At 28.9% G+C, this 26004-nt stretch carries 16 protein-coding genes and 1 CRISPR repeat array; of the genes, 10 read left to right on the top strand and 6 right to left on the bottom strand.

Going from position 1 to position 26004, the window contains the following annotated elements:
• Window positions 1–198: 198 nt before the first annotated feature.
• The 4 genes from cas9 to LOS86_RS06840 all read left to right on the top strand — a co-directional run bounded on the left by cas9 (window position 199) and on the right by LOS86_RS06840 (window position 11583).
• On the top strand, window positions 199–4236 hold the full coding sequence (gene cas9, locus LOS86_RS06855; RefSeq protein ID WP_231843874.1) for a type II CRISPR RNA-guided endonuclease Cas9: 4038 nt from the start codon (window positions 199–201) through the stop codon (window positions 4234–4236).
• A 2-nt stretch (window positions 4237–4238) separates the two neighbouring features.
• Window positions 4239–5135 carry a type II CRISPR-associated endonuclease Cas1 gene (gene cas1 / locus LOS86_RS06850; RefSeq protein WP_231843873.1) on the top strand — a complete coding sequence of 299 codons (897 nt, stop codon included), beginning with the start codon at window positions 4239–4241 and terminating at the stop codon, window positions 5133–5135.
• Window positions 5128–5475: a CRISPR-associated endonuclease Cas2 gene (gene cas2 / locus LOS86_RS06845; protein WP_231843872.1), complete on the top strand. Its 348-nt coding sequence runs from the start codon at window positions 5128–5130 to the stop codon at window positions 5473–5475. Before cas1 ends, cas2 begins: the two co-directional genes overlap by 8 nt.
• A 115-nt stretch (window positions 5476–5590) precedes the next feature.
• Window positions 5591–11091: direct repeats of the CRISPR family, unit length 46 nt; unit sequence GTTGGGAATTATAAGTAAAAATACAATTTTGAAAGCAATTCACAAC.
• 69 nt (window positions 11092–11160) lie between these two features.
• Entirely contained in the window at window positions 11161–11583 is a 423-nt protein-coding gene (locus tag LOS86_RS06840) for a GIY-YIG nuclease family protein (RefSeq protein ID WP_231843871.1), read from the top strand.
• Between the two features lie 21 nt (window positions 11584–11604).
• On the opposite strand, the gene LOS86_RS06835 is transcribed toward LOS86_RS06840, so the two are convergent.
• Window positions 11605–12348: an ATPase gene (locus tag LOS86_RS06835; protein WP_231843870.1), complete on the bottom strand. Its 744-nt coding sequence runs from the start codon at window positions 12346–12348 to the stop codon at window positions 11605–11607.
• Entirely contained in the window at window positions 12338–12580 is a 243-nt protein-coding gene (locus LOS86_RS06830) for a hypothetical protein (protein ID WP_231843869.1), read from the bottom strand. Before LOS86_RS06830 ends, LOS86_RS06835 begins: the two co-directional genes overlap by 11 nt.
• 774 nt (window positions 12581–13354) lie before the next feature.
• On the opposite strand from LOS86_RS06830, the gene LOS86_RS06825 reads away from it, so the two are divergent.
• Window positions 13355–14191 (top strand): RteC domain-containing protein, encoded by an 837-nt coding sequence (locus LOS86_RS06825; RefSeq protein WP_231843868.1) that lies wholly within the window; start codon window positions 13355–13357, stop codon window positions 14189–14191.
• Window positions 14192–14272: 81 nt separating this feature from the next.
• Here the strand turns inward: LOS86_RS06825 and LOS86_RS06820 are convergent, their stop codons facing one another.
• The gene (locus LOS86_RS06820; protein ID WP_231843867.1) at window positions 14273–15016 is read right to left on the bottom strand and encodes a hypothetical protein; all 744 of its coding nucleotides are present in this window, start codon (window positions 15014–15016) and stop codon (window positions 14273–14275) included.
• A 332-nt stretch (window positions 15017–15348) separates the two neighbouring features.
• Here LOS86_RS06820 and LOS86_RS06815 point away from each other — a divergent pair, with 332 nt between their 5' ends.
• From LOS86_RS06815 to LOS86_RS06795, 5 genes are all read left to right on the top strand, one after another.
• The gene (locus LOS86_RS06815) at window positions 15349–16995 is read left to right on the top strand and encodes a helix-turn-helix domain-containing protein (RefSeq protein WP_231843866.1); all 1647 of its coding nucleotides are present in this window, start codon (window positions 15349–15351) and stop codon (window positions 16993–16995) included.
• Window positions 16996–17105: 110 nt separating this feature from the next.
• On the top strand, window positions 17106–17360 hold the full coding sequence (locus LOS86_RS06810; protein ID WP_231843865.1) for a helix-turn-helix domain-containing protein: 255 nt from the start codon (window positions 17106–17108) through the stop codon (window positions 17358–17360).
• A gap of 174 nt (window positions 17361–17534) precedes the next feature.
• Entirely contained in the window at window positions 17535–18380 is an 846-nt protein-coding gene (locus tag LOS86_RS06805) for a transcriptional regulator (RefSeq protein WP_231843864.1), read from the top strand.
• Window positions 18381–18628: 248 nt separating this feature from the next.
• On the top strand, window positions 18629–19252 hold the full coding sequence (locus tag LOS86_RS06800) for a P-loop NTPase family protein (protein WP_231843863.1): 624 nt from the start codon (window positions 18629–18631) through the stop codon (window positions 19250–19252).
• A 141-nt stretch (window positions 19253–19393) separates the two neighbouring features.
• Complete coding sequence (locus LOS86_RS06795; RefSeq protein WP_231843862.1) at window positions 19394–20011, top strand: hypothetical protein; 618 nt, start codon at window positions 19394–19396, stop codon at window positions 20009–20011.
• Here the strand turns inward: LOS86_RS06795 and LOS86_RS06790 are convergent.
• From LOS86_RS06790 to LOS86_RS06780, 3 genes are read right to left on the bottom strand one after another with little or no spacing between them, the layout of a single operon-like run.
• Entirely contained in the window at window positions 20008–21471 is a 1464-nt protein-coding gene (locus LOS86_RS06790; protein WP_231843861.1) for an amidohydrolase family protein, read from the bottom strand. The genes LOS86_RS06795 and LOS86_RS06790 overlap by 4 nt on opposite strands.
• Complete coding sequence (locus tag LOS86_RS06785) at window positions 21458–24805, bottom strand: SMEK domain-containing protein (protein ID WP_231843860.1); 3348 nt, start codon at window positions 24803–24805, stop codon at window positions 21458–21460. The genes LOS86_RS06790 and LOS86_RS06785 overlap by 14 nt, the downstream gene beginning before the upstream one ends.
• A complete protein-coding gene (locus tag LOS86_RS06780) occupies window positions 24798–25997 on the bottom strand; it encodes a hypothetical protein (RefSeq protein ID WP_231843859.1) in 1200 nt (399 codons plus the stop codon). The genes LOS86_RS06785 and LOS86_RS06780 overlap by 8 nt, the downstream gene beginning before the upstream one ends.
• Between the last annotated feature and the right edge of the window lie 7 nt (window positions 25998–26004).

The raw sequence follows: 26004 nt of genomic DNA, 5'->3' as shown, positions 1-26004 counted from the left end.
AAACATGAAACTGTTTTAAATAAAAAAAGCGACAACTTATGGATGCCGCTTTGAATGTTTTCACAACGGAATAATCCTTATTGTGAATTGCTTCAAAATTATAATACAATATTACAAAATAATTTTTAATATCCCAATACGGTTTTCCGTAAAATAAATTATTTTATTTTAATTAAGTTTAAAACCAAAATAAATAGAATGAAAAAAATATTAGGTCTAGATTTAGGTACTACATCAATAGGATGGGCTTTTATTAATGAAGCCGAAACAGATAATGAAACATCAAAAATAATAAGTGCTGGAGTTAGAATTGTTCCTCTTACTACTGATGAAGAAGCGGATTTTAAAAAAGGAAATACAATTTCAATAAATGCGAACAGAACTTTAAAGCGTGGCGCTAGAAGAGGCCTACAACGTTTTAAACAAAGACGAAGTGCATTATTGCAAACATTTAGAGAAGTAAATTTTATTTCATCAAATTATGTTTATGCAGAAACAGGCAAGAAATCCACTTTTTCATCTTATCAGTTAAGAGCCAAAGCAGCTGTAGAAGAAGTAACCAAAGAAGAACTGGTTCAAGTCTTGTTAATGCTTAATAAAAAAAGAGGTTATAAAAGTAGTAGAAAAGCAAAAACAGCAGATGAAGGTGATGCTATCGACGGAATGAAAATTGCAAAAGAAATTTTCGAGAACAATCTCACTCCTGGCCAATGGATTTATAATTCTTTACTTAAGGGTAAAAAATTTGTTCCAGATTTTTATCGTTCTGATTTACAAAAAGAACTAGAAAGAATAATTAAATTTCAAAATAAATTTTATCCTGAAATTTGTAATGAAAAGTTATTAAATGAAATTAAAGACAAATCTAGAACAGTCACATCACAATATTTTTCAAAAATTTTAAATATACCTCTAGCTGAAAACAAAGGAACTAGAGATGAAACCAAATTACAACATTATAAATGGAGAAATGAAGCTTTAAACAATAAAGTAGACTTAAACGCTTTAGCCTTTATTATTACCGAAATCAACAATCAAATAAACCAATCTAGTGGATATCTAGGCGCTATTAGTGACCGAAGTAAAGAATTATACTTTAATCAAGAAACGGTTGGTCAGTTTTTATACAAACAACTACAAGATGATGCACATACCAAACTTAAAAACCAAGTGTTTTACCGTCAAGATTATTTAGATGAATTCGAAAAAATTTGGGAAATGCAATCAAAATTTCACCCTGAATTGAATGATAAACTTAAATCAGATATCAGAGATATTACGATTTTCTATCAAAGAAAATTAAAATCACAAAAACACTTAATAAGTAATTGTGAATTTGAAAAAGGTCATAAAGCTATTCCCAAATCTTCTCCTCTATTTCAGGAATTTAGAATTTGGCAAAATTTAAATAATATTGTTATTAAAAACGAGATAACAAAAGAAACTTTTTTATTAGGTGATGAACTAAAACAGCAAATTGCAGATGAGCTTCAGTTTAATGATAATTTAACTGATATTCAATTAATGAATTTTTGTGAACTGAAAAAAGGGAGCCATTCTGTGAATTTTAAAAAAATAGAAGGAAACAGAACGAATACAGCGCTCTATAAAGCTTTTGAAAAAATTATTGAAATAGAAGGTTATGACTTGAATTTTTCTAAAATGAATGCATCTGAAATTAAAAAGAGTACTTCTAAAATTTTTGAAGCTACGGGTATAAATCCTGATATTTTAGAATTTAATTCAACTATTCAAGGAAATAATTTTGACAAACAGCCCTATTATCAATTATGGCATTTACTTTATTCTGCAGAAGAAGATGAAAGCCTAAAAAAAAACTTGATTACCAAATTTGGTTTTAAAGAAAGTCACATACCTTTTCTTTTAAACCTTAGCTTACAAGCTGATTATGGAAGCCTAAGTGCAAAAGCTATCAAAAAAGTCTTACCTCATTTGATGGACGGTCATGTTTATGACAAGGCTTGTACTTTGGTAGGTTATAATCATTCATCATCATTAACAACCGAGAAAAATAACGATAGAATTCTAAAAGACACTCTTGAATTACTGAAGAAAAACAGCCTTAGAAATCCTGTAGTAGAAAAAATTCTAAATCAGATGATTAATGTCATTAATGCCATCATTAAAGACCCTATAATGGGTAAACCCGATGAAATTAGAGTAGAATTGGCTCGTGAGTTGAAAAACAACAACGAACAGCGTAGCGAAATGACAAAAGCTATCAATAAAAGTACAGCTGAACACGACCAGATTAGAAAATTATTACACACTGAATTTGGAATTAATCGCGTCACTAGAAATGACATAATTCGTTATAAACTTTGGAGAGAATGCGATGGTATTTCGATTTATACTGGTAAACCAATAGAACCCTCAAAACTATTTACAAAAGACTATGACATTGAACATATTATTCCAAAATCTCGTTTATTCGATGATAGCTTTTCGAATAAAACGATTTGTGAGCGTCAATTGAACATCGATAAAAGCAATAAAACTGCTTATTCTTTTCTTCAAGAAAAGTTGACTCCGGAAGAATTTGACCAATTCGAAAAAAGAGTAAAAAATTTATTTGGAAAGATTAGCCGAACCAAGCAAAACAAATTATTGATGGCTGATAATGAAATTCCAGAAGGATTTATTGACAGACAATTAAGGGAAACACAATATATTGCAAAGAAAGCCAAAGAAATCCTATTAGAAGTTTCCAGAAATGTAACCGCAACCATTGGTAGTGTTACTGATAGACTTCGTGAAGATTGGGAATTGGTAGATGTGATGAAAGAACTCAATTGGGAGAAATATGAAAAGTTAGGTTTGACCCATATTGAAGAAGGTAAAAACGGAGAACGCTTATATAAAATTAAAGATTGGACAAAACGAAACGACCATCGCCATCACGCTATGGATGCAATAACTGTTGCTTTTACTAAACCCGCTTATATTCAATATTTAAATAACTTGAATGCCCGAGCTAATAACGATAAAAAAGGAAATTCGATTATTGGAATTGAAAACAAATACTTAAAAAGAGATAAAAATAATAAGCTTCGATTCATCGAACCAATGCCAAATCTTAGAGAAGAAGCCAAAAAACAACTCGAAAGTATTTTGATTTCTTATAAAGCCAAGAACAAAGTAGTTACCAAAAACAAAAATGTGACTAAAAAAAGTGGCGGAACGAATCAGAAAATTCAATTGACACCAAGAGGACAATTGCACAAAGAAACAGTTTATGGGAAATTGCAACAATATGCCACCAAAGAAGAAAAGGTAAATGCCAATTTCACTGAAGAAATTATTCAAAAAGTAGCTAAAAAAGAATATCGAGAAGCCCTTTTGAAACGATTGGCAGAAAATGATAATAATCCTAAAAAAGCCTTTACAGGAAAGAATGCTTTAAATAAAACGCCTATTTATATTAGTTTAAAAGACAATATTATAGTTCCTGAAAAGGTAAAAATAGTTTGGTTAGAACCTGATTATACCATTCGAAAAGATATAACACCTGATTTAAAAATTGACAAAGTAATTGATATTGGTTTAAAAATGACACTTCAAAATCGCTTAAATGAATTTAATGGAGATCCCAAAAAAGCATTTGTCAATCTAGACGAAAATCCAATTTGGCAAAACAAAGAAAAAGGTATCGCTATAAAAAGAGTGACAATAAGTGGTGTGAGTAATGCGCAAGCTTTACACACTAAAAAAGACCATTTTGGTAATGAAATTTTAGACGAAAACGAAAATCCAATTCCTGTAGATTTTGTGAGTACAGGTAACAATCATCACGTAGCAATCTACAGAGATGTAAAAGGGAATTTACAAGAAGAGGTAGTTTCATTTTATGATGCTGTAGTTCGAAAGAATCTTGGTTTATCGATAATTAATAAATCTCACGAAAAAGGCTGGGAATTCTTATTTACTATGAAACAAAACGAATATTTTGTTTTCCCTTCGGATAGTTTTAATCCGCAAGAAATGGATTTATTTAATCCCGAAAATTATCATTTGATTAGTCCTAATATGTTTAGAGTTCAGAAGTTAGGCTCAAAAGATTACACCTTTAGACATCATTTGGAAACGCAATTATTAGATGATAATCAATTAAACAATATAGCTTATAAGAGAATAAGAAGTCCAAAAGAATTATCAATGTTATTAAAAATCCGCATCAATCATTTAGGTCAAATTGTTCAACTAGGCGAATATTAGCTATGATAAAAAGAACTCTTTTTTTTGGCAATCCCGCTTATTTGAGTACCAAAAATGAGCAAATTGTAATCTCTTATCCCGACAAGGAACAAGAAACAAAAACCGTCGCTATTGAAGATATTGGAGTAATTGTTTTAGAAAATCAACAAATCACTATTACGAATGGTTTGTTAGAAAAACTGACCAATAATAATGTAGCCTTAATCAATTGTGATCAATATCATTTGCCTATTGGTTTATTGATGCCTTTAAGCGGACATACCGAACAAACAGAGCGTTTTAAAAATCAAATTAATGCTTCTGTTCCGCTGAAAAAGAATTTGTGGCAACAAACTATTAGTTCTAAAATCAGTAACCAAGCTGGACTATTAAAAGAAAAAGGAATTCCCTGCCGTAAAATGGAAATTTGGGCAAAAGAAGTAACATCAGGAGATGCACTCAATCACGAATCGAGAGCAGCGGTTTTTTATTGGCAAAACCTCATCCAGATAGAAAATTTTACCCGAGGACAAAAAGGAATCCCTCCCAATAATTTATTGAATTATGGTTATGCCATTCTTAGGGCGATTACCGCAAGAGCAATTGTTAGTTCCGGAATGTTACCCACTTTAGGCATTTTTCATCGCAACAAATACAATGCGTATTGTTTGGCAGATGACATTATGGAGCCTTATCGTCCTTATGTGGATTTAATTGTTTGTCACATTATGCAAACCGAGGATAATTATGACGAATTAACAATCGAAATCAAAAAACAATTATTAAGCATTGCAACCATAGATGTGTATATAGACGGAAAGAATAGTCCTTTGATGGTTGCGATGAGCAGAACTACACATTCTTTACACGAATGTTTTGAAGGAAAAGCAAGGAAAATTTTATACCCTATTTATGTATGACGAACAATATACCCGTTTAAATCAATATAGGAGTTTGTGGATATTAGTATTTTTTGATTTACCAACCGAAACACGCAAAGAGCGTAAAATTGCCAGTACATTTCGCAAGAACTTATTGGACGATGGCTTTTCTATGTTCCAATTTTCAATTTATATGCGATTTTGTGCTAGTAAAGAAAATGCAGAAGTACATACCAAACGAATAAAAAATAAATTACCCGAACATGGCAAAATTGGCGTAATGCAAATCACCGACAAGCAATTTGGAATGATGGAGCTTTTCTATGGAAAAAAACAAATAGAAACAGATAAACCTTCTCAACAATTGGAATTATTTTAGTCATCAGGATTAAAAAAACTCATAACCACTTAATTACCAACATATAAAACCTACTCTTTTTTAATTTCAAAAAAACTCATAACTACCAACATATCAAACGATTATATCGCGGTATGTTGGGAATTATAAGTAAAAATACAATTTTGAAAGCAATTCACAACAAGATGCATTAGTTGCAAAAGGTGAAGCGGTTGGGAATTATAAGTAAAAATACAATTTTGAAAGCAATTCACAACGCAATTGGAAAAATATACCATGATGTTCAAGTTGGGAATTATAAGTAAAAATACAATTTTGAAAGCAATTCACAACTATCCAATGTCCTTTTTTCGTGTGGTTTCAGTTGGGAATTATAAGTAAAAATACAATTTTGAAAGCAATTCACAACTCAAAGCTTATCGAGTTTCCAAGTCCGCCAGTTGGGAATTATAAGTAAAAATACAATTTTGAAAGCAATTCACAACTATACCATGCAGCGTATCGTAGGTTTTCATGTTGGGAATTATAAGTAAAAATACAATTTTGAAAGCAATTCACAACAGTAAAAGACCATTGCTAAGTGATTTGCGGTTGGGAATTATAAGTAAAAATACAATTTTGAAAGCAATTCACAACACACCCCGCAACTGAATTAAAGCCACATTGTTGGGAATTATAAGTAAAAATACAATTTTGAAAGCAATTCACAACTTAACCGCTGTGTATTGTGATAATCTTTTCGTTGGGAATTATAAGTAAAAATACAATTTTGAAAGCAATTCACAACATACTGCATGTCCTTCGATATGGAAATGGAGTTGGGAATTATAAGTAAAAATACAATTTTGAAAGCAATTCACAACTAATTGATTCAGCTAAAGCAGGTAAAAAAGGTTGGGAATTATAAGTAAAAATACAATTTTGAAAGCAATTCACAACTAAGCGGTGGAACTACTCAAGGCGTAAGAGTTGGGAATTATAAGTAAAAATACAATTTTGAAAGCAATTCACAACTTTTGAGTGGTGTGTTGGTAGTGTTTTGAAGTTGGGAATTATAAGTAAAAATACAATTTTGAAAGCAATTCACAACGAGCGTTTAGCATCGCTGAAAGATAGCGAAGTTGGGAATTATAAGTAAAAATACAATTTTGAAAGCAATTCACAACTAATCAAAAACCAAATACAAATATGAACAGTTGGGAATTATAAGTAAAAATACAATTTTGAAAGCAATTCACAACTTGAAATGGAAGCAGAAGCACGCAAACGAGTTGGGAATTATAAGTAAAAATACAATTTTGAAAGCAATTCACAACTTCTGATATTACTTCCATTCGTAAGAATAAGTTGGGAATTATAAGTAAAAATACAATTTTGAAAGCAATTCACAACAAATACGCATTATACAAATACAATAAATCTGTTGGGAATTATAAGTAAAAATACAATTTTGAAAGCAATTCACAACTAAATAAACTGAATGATGTCGGCATCTTGCGTTGGGAATTATAAGTAAAAATACAATTTTGAAAGCAATTCACAACAAGTTTTAAAGCTTTGTTTTCGGCTTCGGCGTTGGGAATTATAAGTAAAAATACAATTTTGAAAGCAATTCACAACTCTTGTGCTGTTTTACCTTCAACATACAAGTTGGGAATTATAAGTAAAAATACAATTTTGAAAGCAATTCACAACCGTAAAGAAGATATGCCAAAACGTATTACGTTGGGAATTATAAGTAAAAATACAATTTTGAAAGCAATTCACAACTTGATTGGCATCGAGAACACGAACAAAAGTGTTGGGAATTATAAGTAAAAATACAATTTTGAAAGCAATTCACAACTGCATTAGCACCAGCATCTTCTAAAGCTTGTTGGGAATTATAAGTAAAAATACAATTTTGAAAGCAATTCACAACACCACTTAACATAGTTGAGTTATATAGCTGTTGGGAATTATAAGTAAAAATACAATTTTGAAAGCAATTCACAACATGTAAGTAGTTAAATCTAGAATCCCTGTTGTTGGGAATTATAAGTAAAAATACAATTTTGAAAGCAATTCACAACTTGCTGAGGGATTTATGTCGGCATTAGTAGGTTGGGAATTATAAGTAAAAATACAATTTTGAAAGCAATTCACAACTTGTTTAACAGCCATACCTACGAATGCAGCGTTGGGAATTATAAGTAAAAATACAATTTTGAAAGCAATTCACAACTAAACCTAACTTTAAAAAATAATAACAACAGTTGGGAATTATAAGTAAAAATACAATTTTGAAAGCAATTCACAACCAGAAGCCGGTGTTGGTGCAGAACCACCACGTTGGGAATTATAAGTAAAAATACAATTTTGAAAGCAATTCACAACTGACGTAAAATATATAAACGGCGTACCCGAGTTGGGAATTATAAGTAAAAATACAATTTTGAAAGCAATTCACAACTATGGACGTGCCTCTATTAATTTCTACCCTGTTGGGAATTATAAGTAAAAATACAATTTTGAAAGCAATTCACAACAGTATGTATAATAATCCTAATACAAAAGCAGTTGGGAATTATAAGTAAAAATACAATTTTGAAAGCAATTCACAACTAGGTTCTAAAACATTGGTAGTTGATATCAGTTGGGAATTATAAGTAAAAATACAATTTTGAAAGCAATTCACAACATCCGCGCCCTGGAGTCGTTAGGTTTTAAAGTTGGGAATTATAAGTAAAAATACAATTTTGAAAGCAATTCACAACGATATTATAGCAAAACAATATTGGGAAAAAGTTGGGAATTATAAGTAAAAATACAATTTTGAAAGCAATTCACAACAGAAACAAGTCCGAACCCCTCAAAACAAAAGTTGGGAATTATAAGTAAAAATACAATTTTGAAAGCAATTCACAACAAGGGAGTTGTTAGTATTCCTATTTGTGAGTTGGGAATTATAAGTAAAAATACAATTTTGAAAGCAATTCACAACAACTTACACAAGTGGTTCTCCTTTAACAAGTTGGGAATTATAAGTAAAAATACAATTTTGAAAGCAATTCACAACCGTCATTAACTTGTTTTTGAAATACTTTGGTTGGGAATTATAAGTAAAAATACAATTTTGAAAGCAATTCACAACTTTAAATTTGACAATCCTTTTGAAAAATTTGTTGGGAATTATAAGTAAAAATACAATTTTGAAAGCAATTCACAACTACTGATATCGCTTGGTTCTGCGTTTTCGTGTTGGGAATTATAAGTAAAAATACAATTTTGAAAGCAATTCACAACTTGCGTAAAAGTCGTTTTCTTCTCGCTCTTGTTGGGAATTATAAGTAAAAATACAATTTTGAAAGCAATTCACAACTTATTTTGTTTAGTCCTAAAGCGAAAGTAGGTTGGGAATTATAAGTAAAAATACAATTTTGAAAGCAATTCACAACTAAATATTTGCCATTCCTCCTTCTATTTGGGTTGGGAATTATAAGTAAAAATACAATTTTGAAAGCAATTCACAACTACTTACGAGCAGATGCTTGAAGTAATACAGTTGGGAATTATAAGTAAAAATACAATTTTGAAAGCAATTCACAACTGAGCTTACAGGCTTACAGGTAGAAATCCCGTTGGGAATTATAAGTAAAAATACAATTTTGAAAGCAATTCACAACGGAGGAACAGGAAAAGACGAGCTTATAGAGTTGGGAATTATAAGTAAAAATACAATTTTGAAAGCAATTCACAACTATCATTAGTTTTATTAAACTTCAGAGAAAGTTGGGAATTATAAGTAAAAATACAATTTTGAAAGCAATTCACAACGTAAGCGGTCAAACATTTGAGGAGCAATTCGTTGGGAATTATAAGTAAAAATACAATTTTGAAAGCAATTCACAACGGCAGCTTGGTTTATTATTGATGATTCTGAGTTGGGAATTATAAGTAAAAATACAATTTTGAAAGCAATTCACAACCCAATGGACGGAGTAACGCCAAAAACAAAGGTTGGGAATTATAAGTAAAAATACAATTTTGAAAGCAATTCACAACTGTAATTCCTAATTCATCAGCAATTTGTTTGTTGGGAATTATAAGTAAAAATACAATTTTGAAAGCAATTCACAACGATGCACAAGGAAATCCAAAAGCAGGAACAGTTGGGAATTATAAGTAAAAATACAATTTTGAAAGCAATTCACAACCTGGTGGGAAATTGATTACTTGTATCATTGGTTGGGAATTATAAGTAAAAATACAATTTTGAAAGCAATTCACAACGGTTCTTTTGATAATTATATCAAAAACAATGTTGGGAATTATAAGTAAAAATACAATTTTGAAAGCAATTCACAACTCAATTTGGAATAATGGTCGCCAATTAACAGTTGGGAATTATAAGTAAAAATACAATTTTGAAAGCAATTCACAACAAGGCTCGTATAAAACTATTTTTCCTATTGTTGGGAATTATAAGTAAAAATACAATTTTGAAAGCAATTCACAACGCTCGCTTTGTAGCTTCATTCCACTTCCAAGTTGGGAATTATAAGTAAAAATACAATTTTGAAAGCAATTCACAACGACATCCACATCAAAAGCTATCAGTTAACTGTTGGGAATTATAAGTAAAAATACAATTTTGAAAGCAATTCACAACCGTCTAAGAACGTAAAACCATTGTTCCCGAGTTGGGAATTATAAGTAAAAATACAATTTTGAAAGCAATTCACAACACCAATTTGATAATGCCTGAAAGTGGTAAAGTTGGGAATTATAAGTAAAAATACAATTTTGAAAGCAATTCACAACTGGTTTATACTTATGGCATCGTTATACAAAGTTGGGAATTATAAGTAAAAATACAATTTTGAAAGCAATTCACAACTAAACCAGCACTTGCGCTTACATCTGGATAGTTGGGAATTATAAGTAAAAATACAATTTTGAAAGCAATTCACAACGCAGTTGGCTCAACAATGGCACAAAACCAAGTTGGGAATTATAAGTAAAAATACAATTTTGAAAGCAATTCACAACAACATGTTAAACATAAACTTTAACGGCTTGTTGGGAATTATAAGTAAAAATACAATTTTGAAAGCAATTCACAACTCGATAGTCGCCATTCCTACATTTATAGTAGTTGGGAATTATAAGTAAAAATACAATTTTGAAAGCAATTCACAACTGATATTCTATAAATTTTTCCGCAATGGCTGTTGGGAATTATAAGTAAAAATACAATTTTGAAAGCAATTCACAACTTTCTTCTGGATTTGTATTTTGTTGAAGTGTTGGGAATTATAAGTAAAAATACAATTTTGAAAGCAATTCACAACTGTAGATTTACACAACCGATTGAAAAAGCGGTTGGGAATTATAAGTAAAAATACAATTTTGAAAGCAATTCACAACTCTTACTGCGAAATGATTTTTAAGAGTTGGGTTGGGAATTATAAGTAAAAATACAATTTTGAAAGCAATTCACAACCAGTAAGCTGCATTTTTTCTAATGGAGCCGGTTGGGAATTATAAGTAAAAATACAATTTTGAAAGCAATTCACAACTTTTATTTTCAAAGTAATAATCTTTTCCATGTTGGGAATTATAAGTAAAAATACAATTTTGAAAGCAATACATAAAATATTAAATTACGTAAAAACACGTATTGTAATTTATAAGATAACTAATTAAATTTATTTAAAAAAAATTATGGCAGCAGCAACATTTAATGTAAATATCAATGGGTACTACAGAGACTCTAAAAAAAATGGAATTCCAAATTTAGAGGGTGTGTATTTTGTATATACATCAACTTACAACCCGCAACAAAACACAGTAACACTTCACAATTTAATTTATATTGGAGAATCTGATCATGTGAATTTAAGAATTCAAAATCATGAAAAATATGATATTTGGAAAATGTATCTACAACCAGGTCAGGAATTATGTTATTCAGTTGGTCAAGTAGTTAATGATGATAGATTCAGAGTAGAAGCCGCTTATATCTTCAGACACAAACCACCAGTTAATACAGAATATGTAAATGCATTTCCATTTGATCAAACAACTGTAAACTCATTAGGTGAAACTACTTTTATTGATAGACTTTTCACTGTTTTTCGTACTTAAATAGTAGGAATTAAATTAATATTATCTCGTATAATAAGGCAAAACAAACTTAATAAACCAATTAGGTAATTTATCTGTTTTTAACTCCATACTGCCTTTATAAACCTCTGCAATCAATAATTGTTCTTTACCTGAATTATCAAAAAGATAAGCACGATAACAATGTGGAAGTGCTAAATGTAAGTTTTCAAGAGTTCTGTAGTAACGATCAATAATTTTATCTTCAGCAACTTCATGCCCTCCTTTTTCAACACGATTATTTACTCGGGATACATTTACCTCTGGACTATCTATACAAACAAAATACAAATAAGCATTGTAACCTAAAGAAACAACGTGCTTAATTTCGTCAATTTTTGAAGTATGACTCATTACTGTCTCAAAACTGAACGACTTATTCTGAGTTATTAAAAGATGTCTAATAAAAGAAGCTATAAACGCTCCTTCATAACTATGTGTTTCTTTGGAAGCATCTACTATAAAATTTTCTTTAACAAAAACATCGATAACATGACCTTCTTCAGCAGCTTTATTAAATAATGTTTGGGAAGAATCTAAAGTCATAAAAGCATCTAAATCATCTTGGGTAGCGTCTAAGCCAATCTCTTTCAAATCAATTAAACCTGATTCTGCTAATCTTTTTTCTAAAATATCAGCATTAATAAAGAAACCAGTATTGTAATTTTTAGAGAACTCATGAAAAAGTGTACTTTTTCCAGACCCGTTTGGCCCTGCAAAAATGCGTATTTTTTTATTACTTGGCATGTAATACTAAACCTTTCTCTATTTTAAACGGTGTGTCAACTGAAGACTCAATATGGTTTTTAATAGTAGTATTACCATCTGCATCTTCTTCATATACTATACCATCTTTAATATAGGAAACAGACAAACCCAATGCCTTTGAACCACTAAAGGCTCTTTTAGCTGAAACTCGTGCTGCTTTAACTAAAGCCTTGGTTTGAGATACATCTTTTCTAAAAACTATTTTTGACATAATATACAGTTTGAATTTAACTTCATTGACAATACAAATATACTGAAATAGTAACAATAAGTAATAACACCTAAACAATATATTCCTATTGCTAATTTAACGTATTTATTTAAACATTTGTTACAAATTAGATGTTAAATAGCAACAGTTTTGTGGATAATTTTTAAACTATATTTTTTTTAAAACAATTCCAGCTTCGTCACTTCGAGTATTTTGCATTTGTAAAGCCCAGGGCATTACAAATGCAAAATGTATCGAGAACTGTAGAAACGAAAATTAATATTGTATATAAATTTTATAGAATTACACCCAATTAATAACAAACAGCAAATAGTAGTAAAAATACCTATTTAATTACATAGAAAAACGTATTAATTTAGTAAACTAAATTAGTAAATCATGAAATGGTATGAAGTAGCTTTTATAATAATTTTTGTGATAGTTGGAGCTTATCTAAGAGGCAAAATCTATGAACATAAAAACGGATATTATCGTTATAAGAAAAAGAAGTAGTCCAAATTTTAAATTGGTAAAACAGAAAATAGACTCCTAAACGCTATCAAATGTAGAAATAAAAATATCTTTTAGAGAGTAGCTAATAATTAAAAAGGCAATTAAGCTAAATATTTAAATTTCAACCATAAAACACCAAATAAAGCGACAATATAATTCGGGAATTTTAGTATTCAATTCGGGAATTACACACAAAACAACTTCTTTTAATGAATTATCAAACATAGATTTGCGAAACAACCAAATCTAACTAAAATTGAAATGAAAAATTTTTCAAGTAAATTAATATCCGAATTAGAAGAACAAGTAGAAAACATTAAACAAGTAGAAAAAGATCCAGTCAAATATTCTGAGCAAGCTATAAATTGTACCATTATAGCATTAGAAAAATTAAAATCCTTCTTCAAAAATTATCAAATAACAGATAAAAAAGAAGAGATTGAATTCTTCAAAGAAATCAAACCAAAAATTACTAGTAAACTAATTTATTACAATGATATCTATACTATAGAAATCAACAAACCAACAGGAGAAGACAAAAAGCAAATAAAAAATTTCTACAAGAAAGAAATTAGAAAAAGATATAACTTCTTTTCTAAAAATGCAGAAATATATAAGTACTACAGAACAAATAACAATTATTTGGACAAAAAATATTTTACTATCAGAAAGTACGATATTAAACTCACTCTTGAAAGTTATTATTTTCAATCAGACAACAATTTTTCAACGTCTCATGATTACTTATGGGCAAAAATTATAGCCAATGAAAAAATCATTTCTTATTTAAAAGAGAATCTCAACAAAGCGTTGAAAAATAAAACAGATAACATTGTAAATCAAAACATTAAATGGACAGCTAGTAAAGTAGCTTTAGTAGAACTCATTTATGCCCTACACAATGAAAGAGTAATAAACAATGGAGATATTAGTCTAAATGAGCTGGTAAAGGTGGCAGAAACTTTTTTCAACACAGAAATTAAACAACACAATAGAATATTTTTAGAAATAAGAAATCGTAAAACGATTGAAAAAACAAATTTCTTAAAAACAATTCAAGAAAACCTAAACAAAAAAATAATACAATTGGATAAATAATAAGCGGCTCTTCTAAAACTAAATAAACGACTTCAATAGACTATTGCTATCTTTTATCTTAGAAGAACCGCTTACATCTAATTATTCATTAGTTTTAATACCACAAACTAATGAAGCTACTATTCTATCCCCTACACTATTTTCATCACCTAAAAAGGCTCCATAAAGACTTGTTATCAAAGAATCCCAATCAGGGTCAGTATTCTTCTTTGGTCTACGCTTACTTTCATATGTACTATATCGGGCAATTGATGTGGCACTCAAAATAATGGATTTGTCAGATACTGATAAAGTGGATGAAGTAATAATTTCATTTTCAAATTGGATGATATATTCCAATACAGGGGCACTCTCAAGATTCTTTTCAAAAAGCACATTAAAATTTGTAAAGAAATCCTTTGTTTTATCTTGAGCAATGAACGATAAAGAAGATTGTGCTAAAACAGTATCCAAACACAATGTTTTACAACCTAAAAGTTGCTCCAAAGCTATCACATTCGAAAAGGAATAATTTATCCCAGCAAGAGAAGTAAAATTTGAGTTTTTATTAGCTATACTCTCTACATCATATAAAACTTGCTCAAAAGAAAATAAGCTATCAGGTTGTGTAGCATAATAATCTTGATAAAGTTCATAATGCAATTGTCCAACATAATCATAGGGATTATTCTGATTTATTGGTAAATCAAAATACATAGCTTCACCAGTTGTTCTATGAGTTAATAATGAATTGGATGGTGTTTGAGACTTAGATTCTAAATCTGCAGTTTCATCACACGAGTATAAAAGAAATAAAGAAAGAATGCATAAATAAAATGGTTTCATGATTTTGTTTTTTAAGATTGTACTGATTACTTTTTTCATCAGTTCATCTTGCCCGGGTAAGCTGAACTAGGTTGGATTTACAGCTAATAAATCCTTTTGAATTCGAGGCAAAACTATCTCACAAAACCAGCCCCTACAAACCATCATAATTTCAATTCCCGAATTAAACAATGTCAATTCTTGAATTGAACAAACACACAAAATCAAATTTTTCATTCCAACTTTAACTATTGTTTAGTTTTTATATTTTTTTAAACTAAATTTGCTATTAACAGCCTACTAAATTTACTAATCTACAACACCAGCAGATTAAACAATACAACCTATTTAAAATGAAGAAATTAATCGCTATTATAAGTGTAATAACTAACTATGCCTTACTACAAGCAACACCTGTGTTAGATAGTACTCTTATTCATTTAAGTAAAAGCGATTATGAATTTCTCTTAAGAAAAGTGAATGAAAACGAAAAGAATCTTAAGTTTAAAAAGGCATGGCTTTTAAAAGCTAAAAATGAAGAAAATCATGCAGAACAAATAAAGGCTTACCGCCAATTGATGATCAATGAGCCTATTAAAATAAAGAAAATTTATGCCGATTCTATAATAACTGTTGCCCTTAAAACTAAAAATCTAAACACAATTGGAAATGCCTATTTAAATAAAGGTATTGTATTCTATGAAAATAAAGAATTAGTGCAAGCATTAAACTTCTATATTAAAGCAGAAAGCTATTTAGAAAAATCGCAAAATCAATATGATTCAAATAAGGCAAAATATGCTATTGCACAAACTAAGTTTTATTTAGGATTTTATGATGAAGCAATAATTATTTTCAGCGAATTGGAAGCATTTTTTATCGAAGAAAATGACAGAGCATACCTGAATACAATTCATGCACTTGGACTGTGTAACATGAAAATAAGCAATTTTAATAAAGTTACTTACTACAATTCATTGGGTTTAAAGTTATGTCATGATTGGGAAATTCCAGAAATGATAAAATATTTTGAACATTCGGAAGCTATAAATAAATATCATAAAAAAGAATACAATTCTTGCATAGAAAACCTAACAAAAATAATTCCTTTATTAACCAAAGAAAGTGATTTTGACAATATCACCCTAGCAAACTTTTATATAGCAAAATCGCATTGGATGCTTAACAAAAAGAATCAAGCGATTCCCTATTTGTTAGAAGTGGATAAAACTTTTCTTGAGAAAAAATACATGCGTCCAGATGTTAGAGAAAACTACGAACTTTTAATAAAATATTATACAGACAAAGGGGATACAAATAAACAATTGCTATACATAAATAGATTATTGGAAGTTGACAGTATTATCAACCACAATTACAAAAACCTTTCTCAAAAAATTTTTAAAGAATATGATGCTAAAAAGTTAATTAGAGCCAAGACAGAGATAGAAAATAAAATGATTTGGAGAAATAGCGTTGCATATGGTATGGCTACAATTCTCTTAGTTGTTAGTTTCATTGGCATTCGTAAACATAGACGAAAAAGTAAATACTATAAGCAAAAATTTGAAGAAGTCATGAATGCTAGTAATATTGAAAAAACATTTGTATCAAAAACTACAGATAATGACTTTGAAATTAATCCTGAAATTATTGAAACAGCGTTAAAAAATCTTGAAAAATTTGAAAAAACAAAAAAATATCTAGAAAAAGATATGAATTTAAGTAAGATTGCAGCCTATCTAAAAACCAATACCAAATACGCCTCAAAAATAATTTTAAAACACAGAGGTAAAAAGACAATAGATTATATTAATGATTTAAAAATTGATTATGTAATTGAGTTATTAAAAACGGAAAATAAATATCGAAATTATACGAATAAAGCACTAGCAGAAGAAGTTGGCTTTGGTTCAACACAAAATTTCACAAGAGCATTCAAAAACAGAACCGATATTTCTCCTACATACTTTGTCCAAAAAATAAATGAAATGTCCTAATTCTTTTTAGGTATATTTTTATATTTTTTCATCACAACTTGTGAAACAGTTGTGAAATAAAACCAACCATACATTCCACTTTTGCTCCATAACAAAATAAATCAATCGTTATGGTAGTAGAACTTATTACTCGTGAAGACTTAAACGAATTTAGAAGTCTTCTTCTAAATGATTTGAAAGAAATCATTCAATCCAATTCCCAAAAAACAAAACAGTGGCTCAAATCCAATGAGGTCCGCAAACTATTGAATATCTCCCCTGGTACACTTCAAAACCTCCGCATCAACGGTACACTTTCCTACACTAAAATAGGTGGCATCAACTACTATAAATACGATGATATTGTAAAAATGTTAGAAAAGTAACATGGAAGAAAACACAAACACCTGCAACGGCACCTGTGAGGTTTGCACCTGTAAATCTCACACTCAAAGTTGTCATACTGAGCTTGCCAAAGTATCTCCTGACCAACAGGTCAATCCTTGAACAAAGTTCAAGCAATACTAATCACTTTTCACTCTTCACTAATCACTAGTATAATGAACTACATTAAACACCTAACCGGCTTCTTCGAAAAAGTAGCCATAGATAGAACCCTCAATCCTACACACGTTAGCTTATACATAGCCTTATTCCAATTCTGGAATTGCAACCGATTCAAAAACCCCATCAGTATCAATCGCGATGAGGTAATGCGAATAAGCAAAATAAGCTCAAAAGCTACCTATCATAAATGCTTGAAGAATTTGCATAGTTTAGGTTACATAAACTACCAACCATCATATAATCCGTTCAAAGGTAGTCACGTTATTTTATTCAACTTTTCAGAAGATTTGAAACCACTTCCAAAAAGTGAGAGAAAACCAAAAAATGAACCGCTTATTGAACTTGTTTCTGAACAAGTTGTAAACAAGTCGTGTACTAGTAGTGAAACAGGTAGTGAACAAGCAGTAGTACCTTCTATAAACTATATAAACAATACAAACATTTTAAACGAAAAAAACGTTTTAAACTTAGAAGATCAAGCAAAAAATTTTGAAGAAATAAATAATTCATCTGATAAAATTGTCACATCGAGCGAAGTCGACATGTCAAAAGAAGAAAAAAATTCCGTTAAAAAAGAAGAAAAGTTTGAACCTACAATTCAAGAAGTCAAAACCTACTTCCAAGAAAACCACTTTCCAGAACTCGAAGCTCAAAAATTCTTCAACTACTTCAAAAGCGTTGGCTGGCTAGTCGGTGGTAAAACGCCCATGATAGATTGGCAAGCCGCAGCACAAAATTGGATATTAAACGCCCCAAAATTTATTCCAAACGCAGAACAACCAAACAGAACAAAACAACTCAATACAACAACCGATAAAAACTATTCAGAACCATTATAGCCTTTTTGTCATACTGAACTTTTTTCAGTATCTCTAATCCTCTACGAACCTTACTTTGTCACACTGAGCATTTGATATTAAGAGGAGAACTATCAGTGGCAGTCAGGTATTTATAAAACTTTGCGAACCTTGCGATAATCTTTGCGCTCTTTGCGGTTAAATCTATGAAATCTATCTAAAGTGAAGCGTCTTTTACTCAATCCAAAGAAACTATAAATCTATGCTTCTATGTGGTTAAAAAATAAAATATGGAAAACGAAATAAAATCACACTACAACTATTCAGAAGTTATAATATGGCTCGAATCAAAAGGAGTCGAATTATATGGCAATCATTTCAAAATCCTTGAAGCCGATTATCCAATTGTCTTCAAACTCATTGCTTATTTTCTAAAAGACGAGCCAACTTGTTTTCAACATGGAATAAACCTCAACAAAGGCTTATTACTTACTGGACCAATCGGCTGCGGTAAAACCTCATTAATGAATTTAATGAAATACCTCGCTCCTACCGAACAAAAATTCTTTTTAAAACCTTGTAGAGATATAAGTTTTGAATTCATCCAGGACGGTTACCAAATAATACATAAATATAGTAATGGTAATCTAGACCAATCTGGACCAAGAAGCTACTGTTTTGACGATTTAGGAACAGAAAACAATCTAAAATATTTCGGCAACGAATGTAACGTAATGGCTGAGATTCTATTGAGCAGATATGATCTATTCATTTCAAAAAAACTAAAAACACACATCACCACTAACCTATCAGCCTCTGAAATTGAAAAACATTACGGAAACAGAGTTAGAAGTCGACTAAGACAAATGGTAAATCTAATTGCATTCGAAAAATCAGCACAAGACAAACGCTAACGTCAGTTCGAGTGTTTCAATAAAATAGTGATCAGTTATTTTATTGAAATATATCGAGAACATTTAATAGTAAAATCCGTTTAAATCTGCGTTTCGCTTAGGCGAAACCGTTTCATCCGCGTTCTAATAACAAGTAACAAAATGAAAACAATAACCAACTTCTGGAACCACTTCCAAAAAAATAATTTCATATTCCTTTTCATACTTGAAATTACTCACAAAGAAGTACAAATTAATTTTAATAAAGTTACAAGTCTTTTACACGACTACGATAAAAACTTAGATATAATCATCAAAACCAAAGAGAACAAAGGCGAACTAATTATTACTGCAAATGGAAATCAAGAAGCCTATGAAAATGCTTTTGAAATAGTAAGACATGCACCAAAAATCGAACGATGGAAAATCACCGCTTTATTAAAACCTACATTAAATATTGAGAAATATGAATCTGGAAATGACAATCCATTTCGTTTTTTTGGAATGGAATTAAAAATTAGTGAAATGTACTTCACTCCGATTAAATGGAATCATAAAAAAAGAAAAATAACAATCATTATTTGGATAAAAAACTACTTAGCTTACAAAAACATTCCAGAGCTAAAACAATCAATTTACATAATTATAGAACATCTTTTGGGTGAAGATTTAGCAATCAATAATATCCAAAAGTTTAAAATCAAACAAATAGAAACAAATTCAAATCAACTAATCGAACTTTATCACCTGAAAGACTATATGACCTATATTCAAAATTAATATTGCTTAAACTTAGTACTCAAAAATTTTCTTGGATTAGTATTAGCTATTAACTCAAACAAAGATTCTCCAAGATAACCTCTCAAGTTTAAATGCAAATCCTTCTCGGTATCTTTCTGACTTACTACATAATAATCAGAACCAAATAAAACTTTGTGCTTTACTTTTTCATCCTCAAGTATAAACTTTAGCAACGGAAATAAACTTTCATCATGAAGTATAAAGCTGATATCAGCGTAAACATTATCATATTCAACCATTAAATCATAAATGACAGACAACCAACTAGCATTCCACCAAATAGTTCTAGGATTACCGTGATTCAATGTGTTTTTTCTCATATGATAATCTGCAACGCTATCATGAGTAATATTTTTATTGTAATTATTCCAACCATCATTCAAATACTTTTTCCATTCATCTTCCCCTCCAAAATGAGCCAAACAAATTTTTAATTTACTCAAATCTATAGCTTCAGATGGAGAATTACCTAAATAAGTGTTTAACATATCCTTATTTAATAAACAATGATAATTCAATGGATGTGTAAAATTGGTTGTATACTCATACCCTTCTCTTTGAGGTAAAGGAATAGGCTCATAAATACCACCTTTCTTATTGTATTTTAAAATAGGATGATGATTCCATTCCGACTTTTTCTTACCCCTATAAAATACAGTTCCTTCTATACAATGAGTGATGATTGGGATTTCATTTTCTTGAGCAAAGAGATACATTTCGATCAAATCTTTGTCAAATGGATAATAGCCTAATGCTGGATAAAGTTTTATTCCATCAAACTGTTGTGAGTGCAATAAATGCTTTGCATAATTTTCATAATTTTTATGCTTTACATCATTCCGAGTAGCAGCTATTCTTCTCGGGTCCAAAAATAAAAAAGGAAGCAAATTTTCTTGCTTTCGCAACTTCAAACATCGCAATTCTTCTAATTGCTCAAGATAAGGCTTAGCGGGCTTTCCTCCTTCCATAAAATCCATATCCATTGACAATACAACAAAACGAGTATCATAATCATAACTTTTGGAAAGCAAATCAAAAATTTTAGACTGATCTTGATATAATGAATAGCGGCCTAAAGTCAAAAATCTTTTAAATGTTTCTCTTGTCGATTTACTAAATACAACTTCTAACTTGAAAAAATTAACTATAATCTTGAAAAGCCATCCTAAAATAAAAAATAATATTCCGAATAAAAGATGAATAACTATAGTTTTTCTAAAAAACTCTTTAATACCATACTTTATAGACGTTAACCTGTTCCTAAAAACTTTATAATTATAATTGCCTCTAGAAGTAAAATTTTTATAATACCATTTTACTAATCGCATGGTAATAATATGATGCAAACCTAATGGCATCAAACGTTTACCAAATTTATTAGGCACATGGTCTATGGTGAAAATATGGGTATGAGTATTAAATATTTTATACTTTTCCATTTACTTCGCTTTTTTGTATTTGTTTTATTACTTGATTAAGTTCTAAAAAAGTCATATTTTGATTAATGAATTTTAAGACTTTTGCTTTTTTAGTTGGGTTTATCGATATACTAGACTTGTCAATAGAAATTAATATAGAATGATTAAATAAAATTGTATTTAAAGAGTCAAAATCTACAGAATGTAAAATATTCTTTGGCAAAAAATTAATACTTATGTTATCAACGATCCTACCTCCTTTTAAAAAAGTTCTAAAGTATTTTCTTAAAAACCCTACAATATCTTCTCCTCCTGATTGAGCAAGTTTTAAGGCAGCATATAAAGAATTGTCATTTAAAGTTATACAATCATCAAAATTATCTTTTGTAGCAGAACATTTTTTTAAATCAAAATCATTGTGTTGAATATTACTAATTTTACAAGTATTATCGAAAAATGTGGAATCATTAAATTTACAATTTAAAAAACTAGAGAAACTTTCTATAACTGAATTTGAAATATACATGTTGCGAAAGTCAATTTCAATTTTTAAACTAGATGGAATTTCTATTAAGTATAAATTATTTATCGGAATAATTGATTCGCGATTAAATTCTTTATCCGAAAATAGTATTAATATTATATCAGTAATTGTATAATCTTTGCTTTTTATCTCATTTAAGAAAATGATGATATTACTTATTGCTTTTTGCTTTATAAATTCATAGCCGTGATTTGATATTTTCTCATTGTAAACTTTAATTTCATCTATCAAATTTTTAAACTTTGAAAGTATAATATCAAAGCTATAATCTGAATCTTTAATTTTATTTTTAAGTCCTCCAAATAATAAGGAATTATATTTCAATTCTTTAGAAATAACAGTTATAAAGGTGTCTGTTAAATCAAAAGAATCGCTAGAAATTAATTTTGAATAAAGTACATTATTCTTGAAAAAGAGTTTATAAAAATCAAATCTAAAATGATAATTGTTATCTTTCAAATAGAAGAATGGATTATCCCTTAAACTATTTTTTACACGCTCCGAATTCAAATCAATATTTAATTTTTTTAATAAAAAACAAAAATCATCATCATTAAAAACGCCATTCTTTTCAACAGCTATCAATCCTAATAAACGAACATAATCATCTACATCAATAGTAAATCCATGATTTTCTTTTTTTGCAATTTCACGTTTACAAATCTTGTAAATTAAATAATCATTACTATTTTTTTTAACTAGAATATTTGAATCAAAGCATATTTCAATTTCATCATAATCAAAATTATTTTCAACTATGTTGGATATTATTTCTAATAAAAAAGGAGAATAGATAAATTCTTCACCATTTATATCTTCATAAAAATAATCTAACAATTTTATAGAATCATTTACCTTTTTTGCATCATTGTTAAAATACTCTTTAAAATATTTTGTTACTAAATCTCTATTAAATTTTAAAAGATTAAAAATTTTATGTCTCTTTTGAAACTCATTATCTGAAAACAAAAGTTCATTAATATAAATATCTCTGCAATTTATAATTAATTTACCTTTACCAATAGTTTCCTCAAGAATTGTAAAATCAGCTAAAAAATCAGCCAAACTAAAATTAGGCAATGTTGAAATAATTTCGTCAATACCATCAATAATTACTGTAATGTTGCCGAATGCAAAATTGGACTTGAAAGTATTAATATCTAAATCACCTACTTCTGTATTAGATATTTCAAATACAGTCTGTAAATCAAATCGCCAATTATCTACTCTATCCCTTTGCTTAATTTGTTCAATATAGGATTGAGCATCTAAAAAAATAACAATATTATTATCAAAATCATTAATAATAACATCATGAATTTTTTGACAAACTGTAGTTTTTCCATCCCCACCAGGTCCTATTATAAATGCTACTGATGTTTCATCATTTTTTAACCATTCGAATATGTCATCTAATTTTTCAAAATCGTTATCAATCTTAAAATATGGAGAAATAAAAACCTCATTAGTAAGAAATAGATCTTGACGAATATTTTTTAAACTTTCTTCATACAAAAACTCATCTAAAAAATGAACTTCATGTCGATTTTTATATTTATCCTTAATGTATTTTAGTCTCAAATTTGTTGGCTGATTATAATCTTTAGGAACTAAAATGGTTAAGTTTGATGAGTATCCTTTTAAATATTTCTCATCAAATTGCTTTAAAACTTCATTTCTCTTAAAATCATGACTAAAAATTAAAAAATTTATAACAGAATTCTTATACGATAAATTACATATACAAAAATGCTTTTCTTCATCATTGGTAATTGTTCTAAAACTATGTGCAGGAAATAATGATTGAAGAACCTGTTTAATATGTTCAAAATTATATTTAAGCACGGAGATTGGCTTTAAACAATCTTTTATTAAATGTTCAATTTTACCATGATTTAAAATATTTACAGACCTTGGTGTTTTATATTTTCTATTTGAAATTGGATAAATAAAATCACTAAAAAGTAAGGACAAGGGTCTTGCCCCTTTCTCATCAAAGTATTTAAAAATATCGGAATTTGGATTTGAATTATCAATAGTGTCTTTAATGTGTGAGTTGGAAACAATAAGAATAAACTTTTTAAAGTTATCACGAATAATTCTAGAATTAAAAACTAAAATTGAAGAACTATGGTTTGAATTTTCTTTTACAAGCTTATGATATAATTCTTTAGAATCTACAACAATTTTATAACCCAAATCAATTATGATTTGAGAAAGTTTACTTACATTAATAATTTCTTCTTCATGAAAAGAAATTCCAATTAAATCAGAATTATCACTGAAATTGACATCTAGAAAAACAGACTCTAATAACTTATTAATTTCATTTATTTTATATAGATCATTTTCATTTATCAGCAAACGAGAAATATCTTTTACACAAAGAATATCATTATCAAAATCAAGTGTAAATTTACCATCAATAAGTTTATTAATCCGTTCTTTAGATTCATTTCTAATTTTTCCACTATCCTTTAGAATAATAAAAATTAAACGATTATAAGAATCATAGTATTGATTATCATTTATTTTTTTTATTGTGCTCTCTATCTTTTCAAGACTGAATGTAGATGTTACTTGTACCATTATTTTATTCTCAACATCAACTCCATCTATACCAGCAAAATTAGACTTTCGTGAATTCGTATTTGAACAGTTAAAACCGTAAATCAAATTCAATATATCAAGAAAAGTTGATTCTAATAGTATATTTAAACTTAAATTATTGGAAGCATTTTCTAATTCAATTTTGTTTTTTAAAATACCCAAATTAGTACTTAATCTATGATGTAAACTCCTACTATCCATGCTTAATAATTTCTAATTCAACCATTTTATCAAAAAGTATACGAAGACAACTTTGACCATTAGTCTCAGTATCCCAATACAAACGATGCATACGAATACCATCCATTGTAATAAAATTAAAAAAGTGTTGAGATTTGTCTGGAGAGATTTCATAATTCAAATTAATTGGCTTTAATAAAGAATCTCGAATGCCATTCAAAGCCTCTCCTCGTGTAGAATCATTTCTAAAATTAGAAGATAAAGCATCTGAAATCGAATAAATATTTATCCACTTAATTTTCTGTTCCATTATTAAATTTCGATTCTTAAAATAGCTATTGTAATATGAATTAATAAACTCATATGGATTACCTATAGTAACTAAAACATCAGTTAATAATTTCGCGTTTTTAGAAGGCATTGTGCCTAAAGGAAATAAATAATCGGTTGCAATCAAACAACCAAAACTATAACAATGAAAATGAATTTTAGACTCAGGTTCATTTTCAGAAATATATTCAACAAGCAAATCCAAATTACCGGAAATCAACTGACTCTGTATTCCATCATTTAAATATTGGTCAGCACAAGCAAATTCAGTAGCAATTGAGGTGACAATTGTCTTCGATTCCGGAATTACAAGTAAAACAAAAGTAGTCAAAGGTACCGTCCATTTATAAGCTTCTTTAATATAATTTGGTAAGTTTCCTGTAGAACTTTCTATAAAAGCCAATGCTTTTTTAGCCACTTGAAAATCATTTACCATATCAATTGAAGCTGGTATTAAAAAAAGAACCGCTAACGATACTAAAACCAAAATCGAAAATGCATAAAATGTTAGGTAAGGACGGTTATAATGATCATGAACAAAAACACGTTTCAAAAGTTGTGGTAACATTTTGAACACTAACCAAAAAAGTAGTAAATTTTTCAATAAAATATTACGCTTATTGAATCGCTCAGTCAATAATTGATGATATTCAAATTCATAAAAGGTATAAATAACTTCATCACTTTCTTGTCCTTGTTTAACTACTCTAACAACCTTAGAAGTATTCTTACCTGAATAAGTAATAATTTCACTTTTTAAATCATAAGAAGTTCCTCGTTCATTAAATAATAGTTCATTTTTAAAGCGCTCAGCATATTTCAACACGTTTTCTTGATGAAAAGATTGACCTAATCCAGAGATATAAATTCCAATTTTGTTCATAGTTCAA

The organism is Flavobacterium cyclinae (assembly GCF_021172145.1).
GTDB lineage: Bacteria > Bacteroidota > Bacteroidia > Flavobacteriales > Flavobacteriaceae > Flavobacterium > Flavobacterium cyclinae.
The sequence above is the reverse complement of the archived record's forward strand: the minus strand, read 5'-3'. Positions and strand labels throughout refer to the sequence as shown.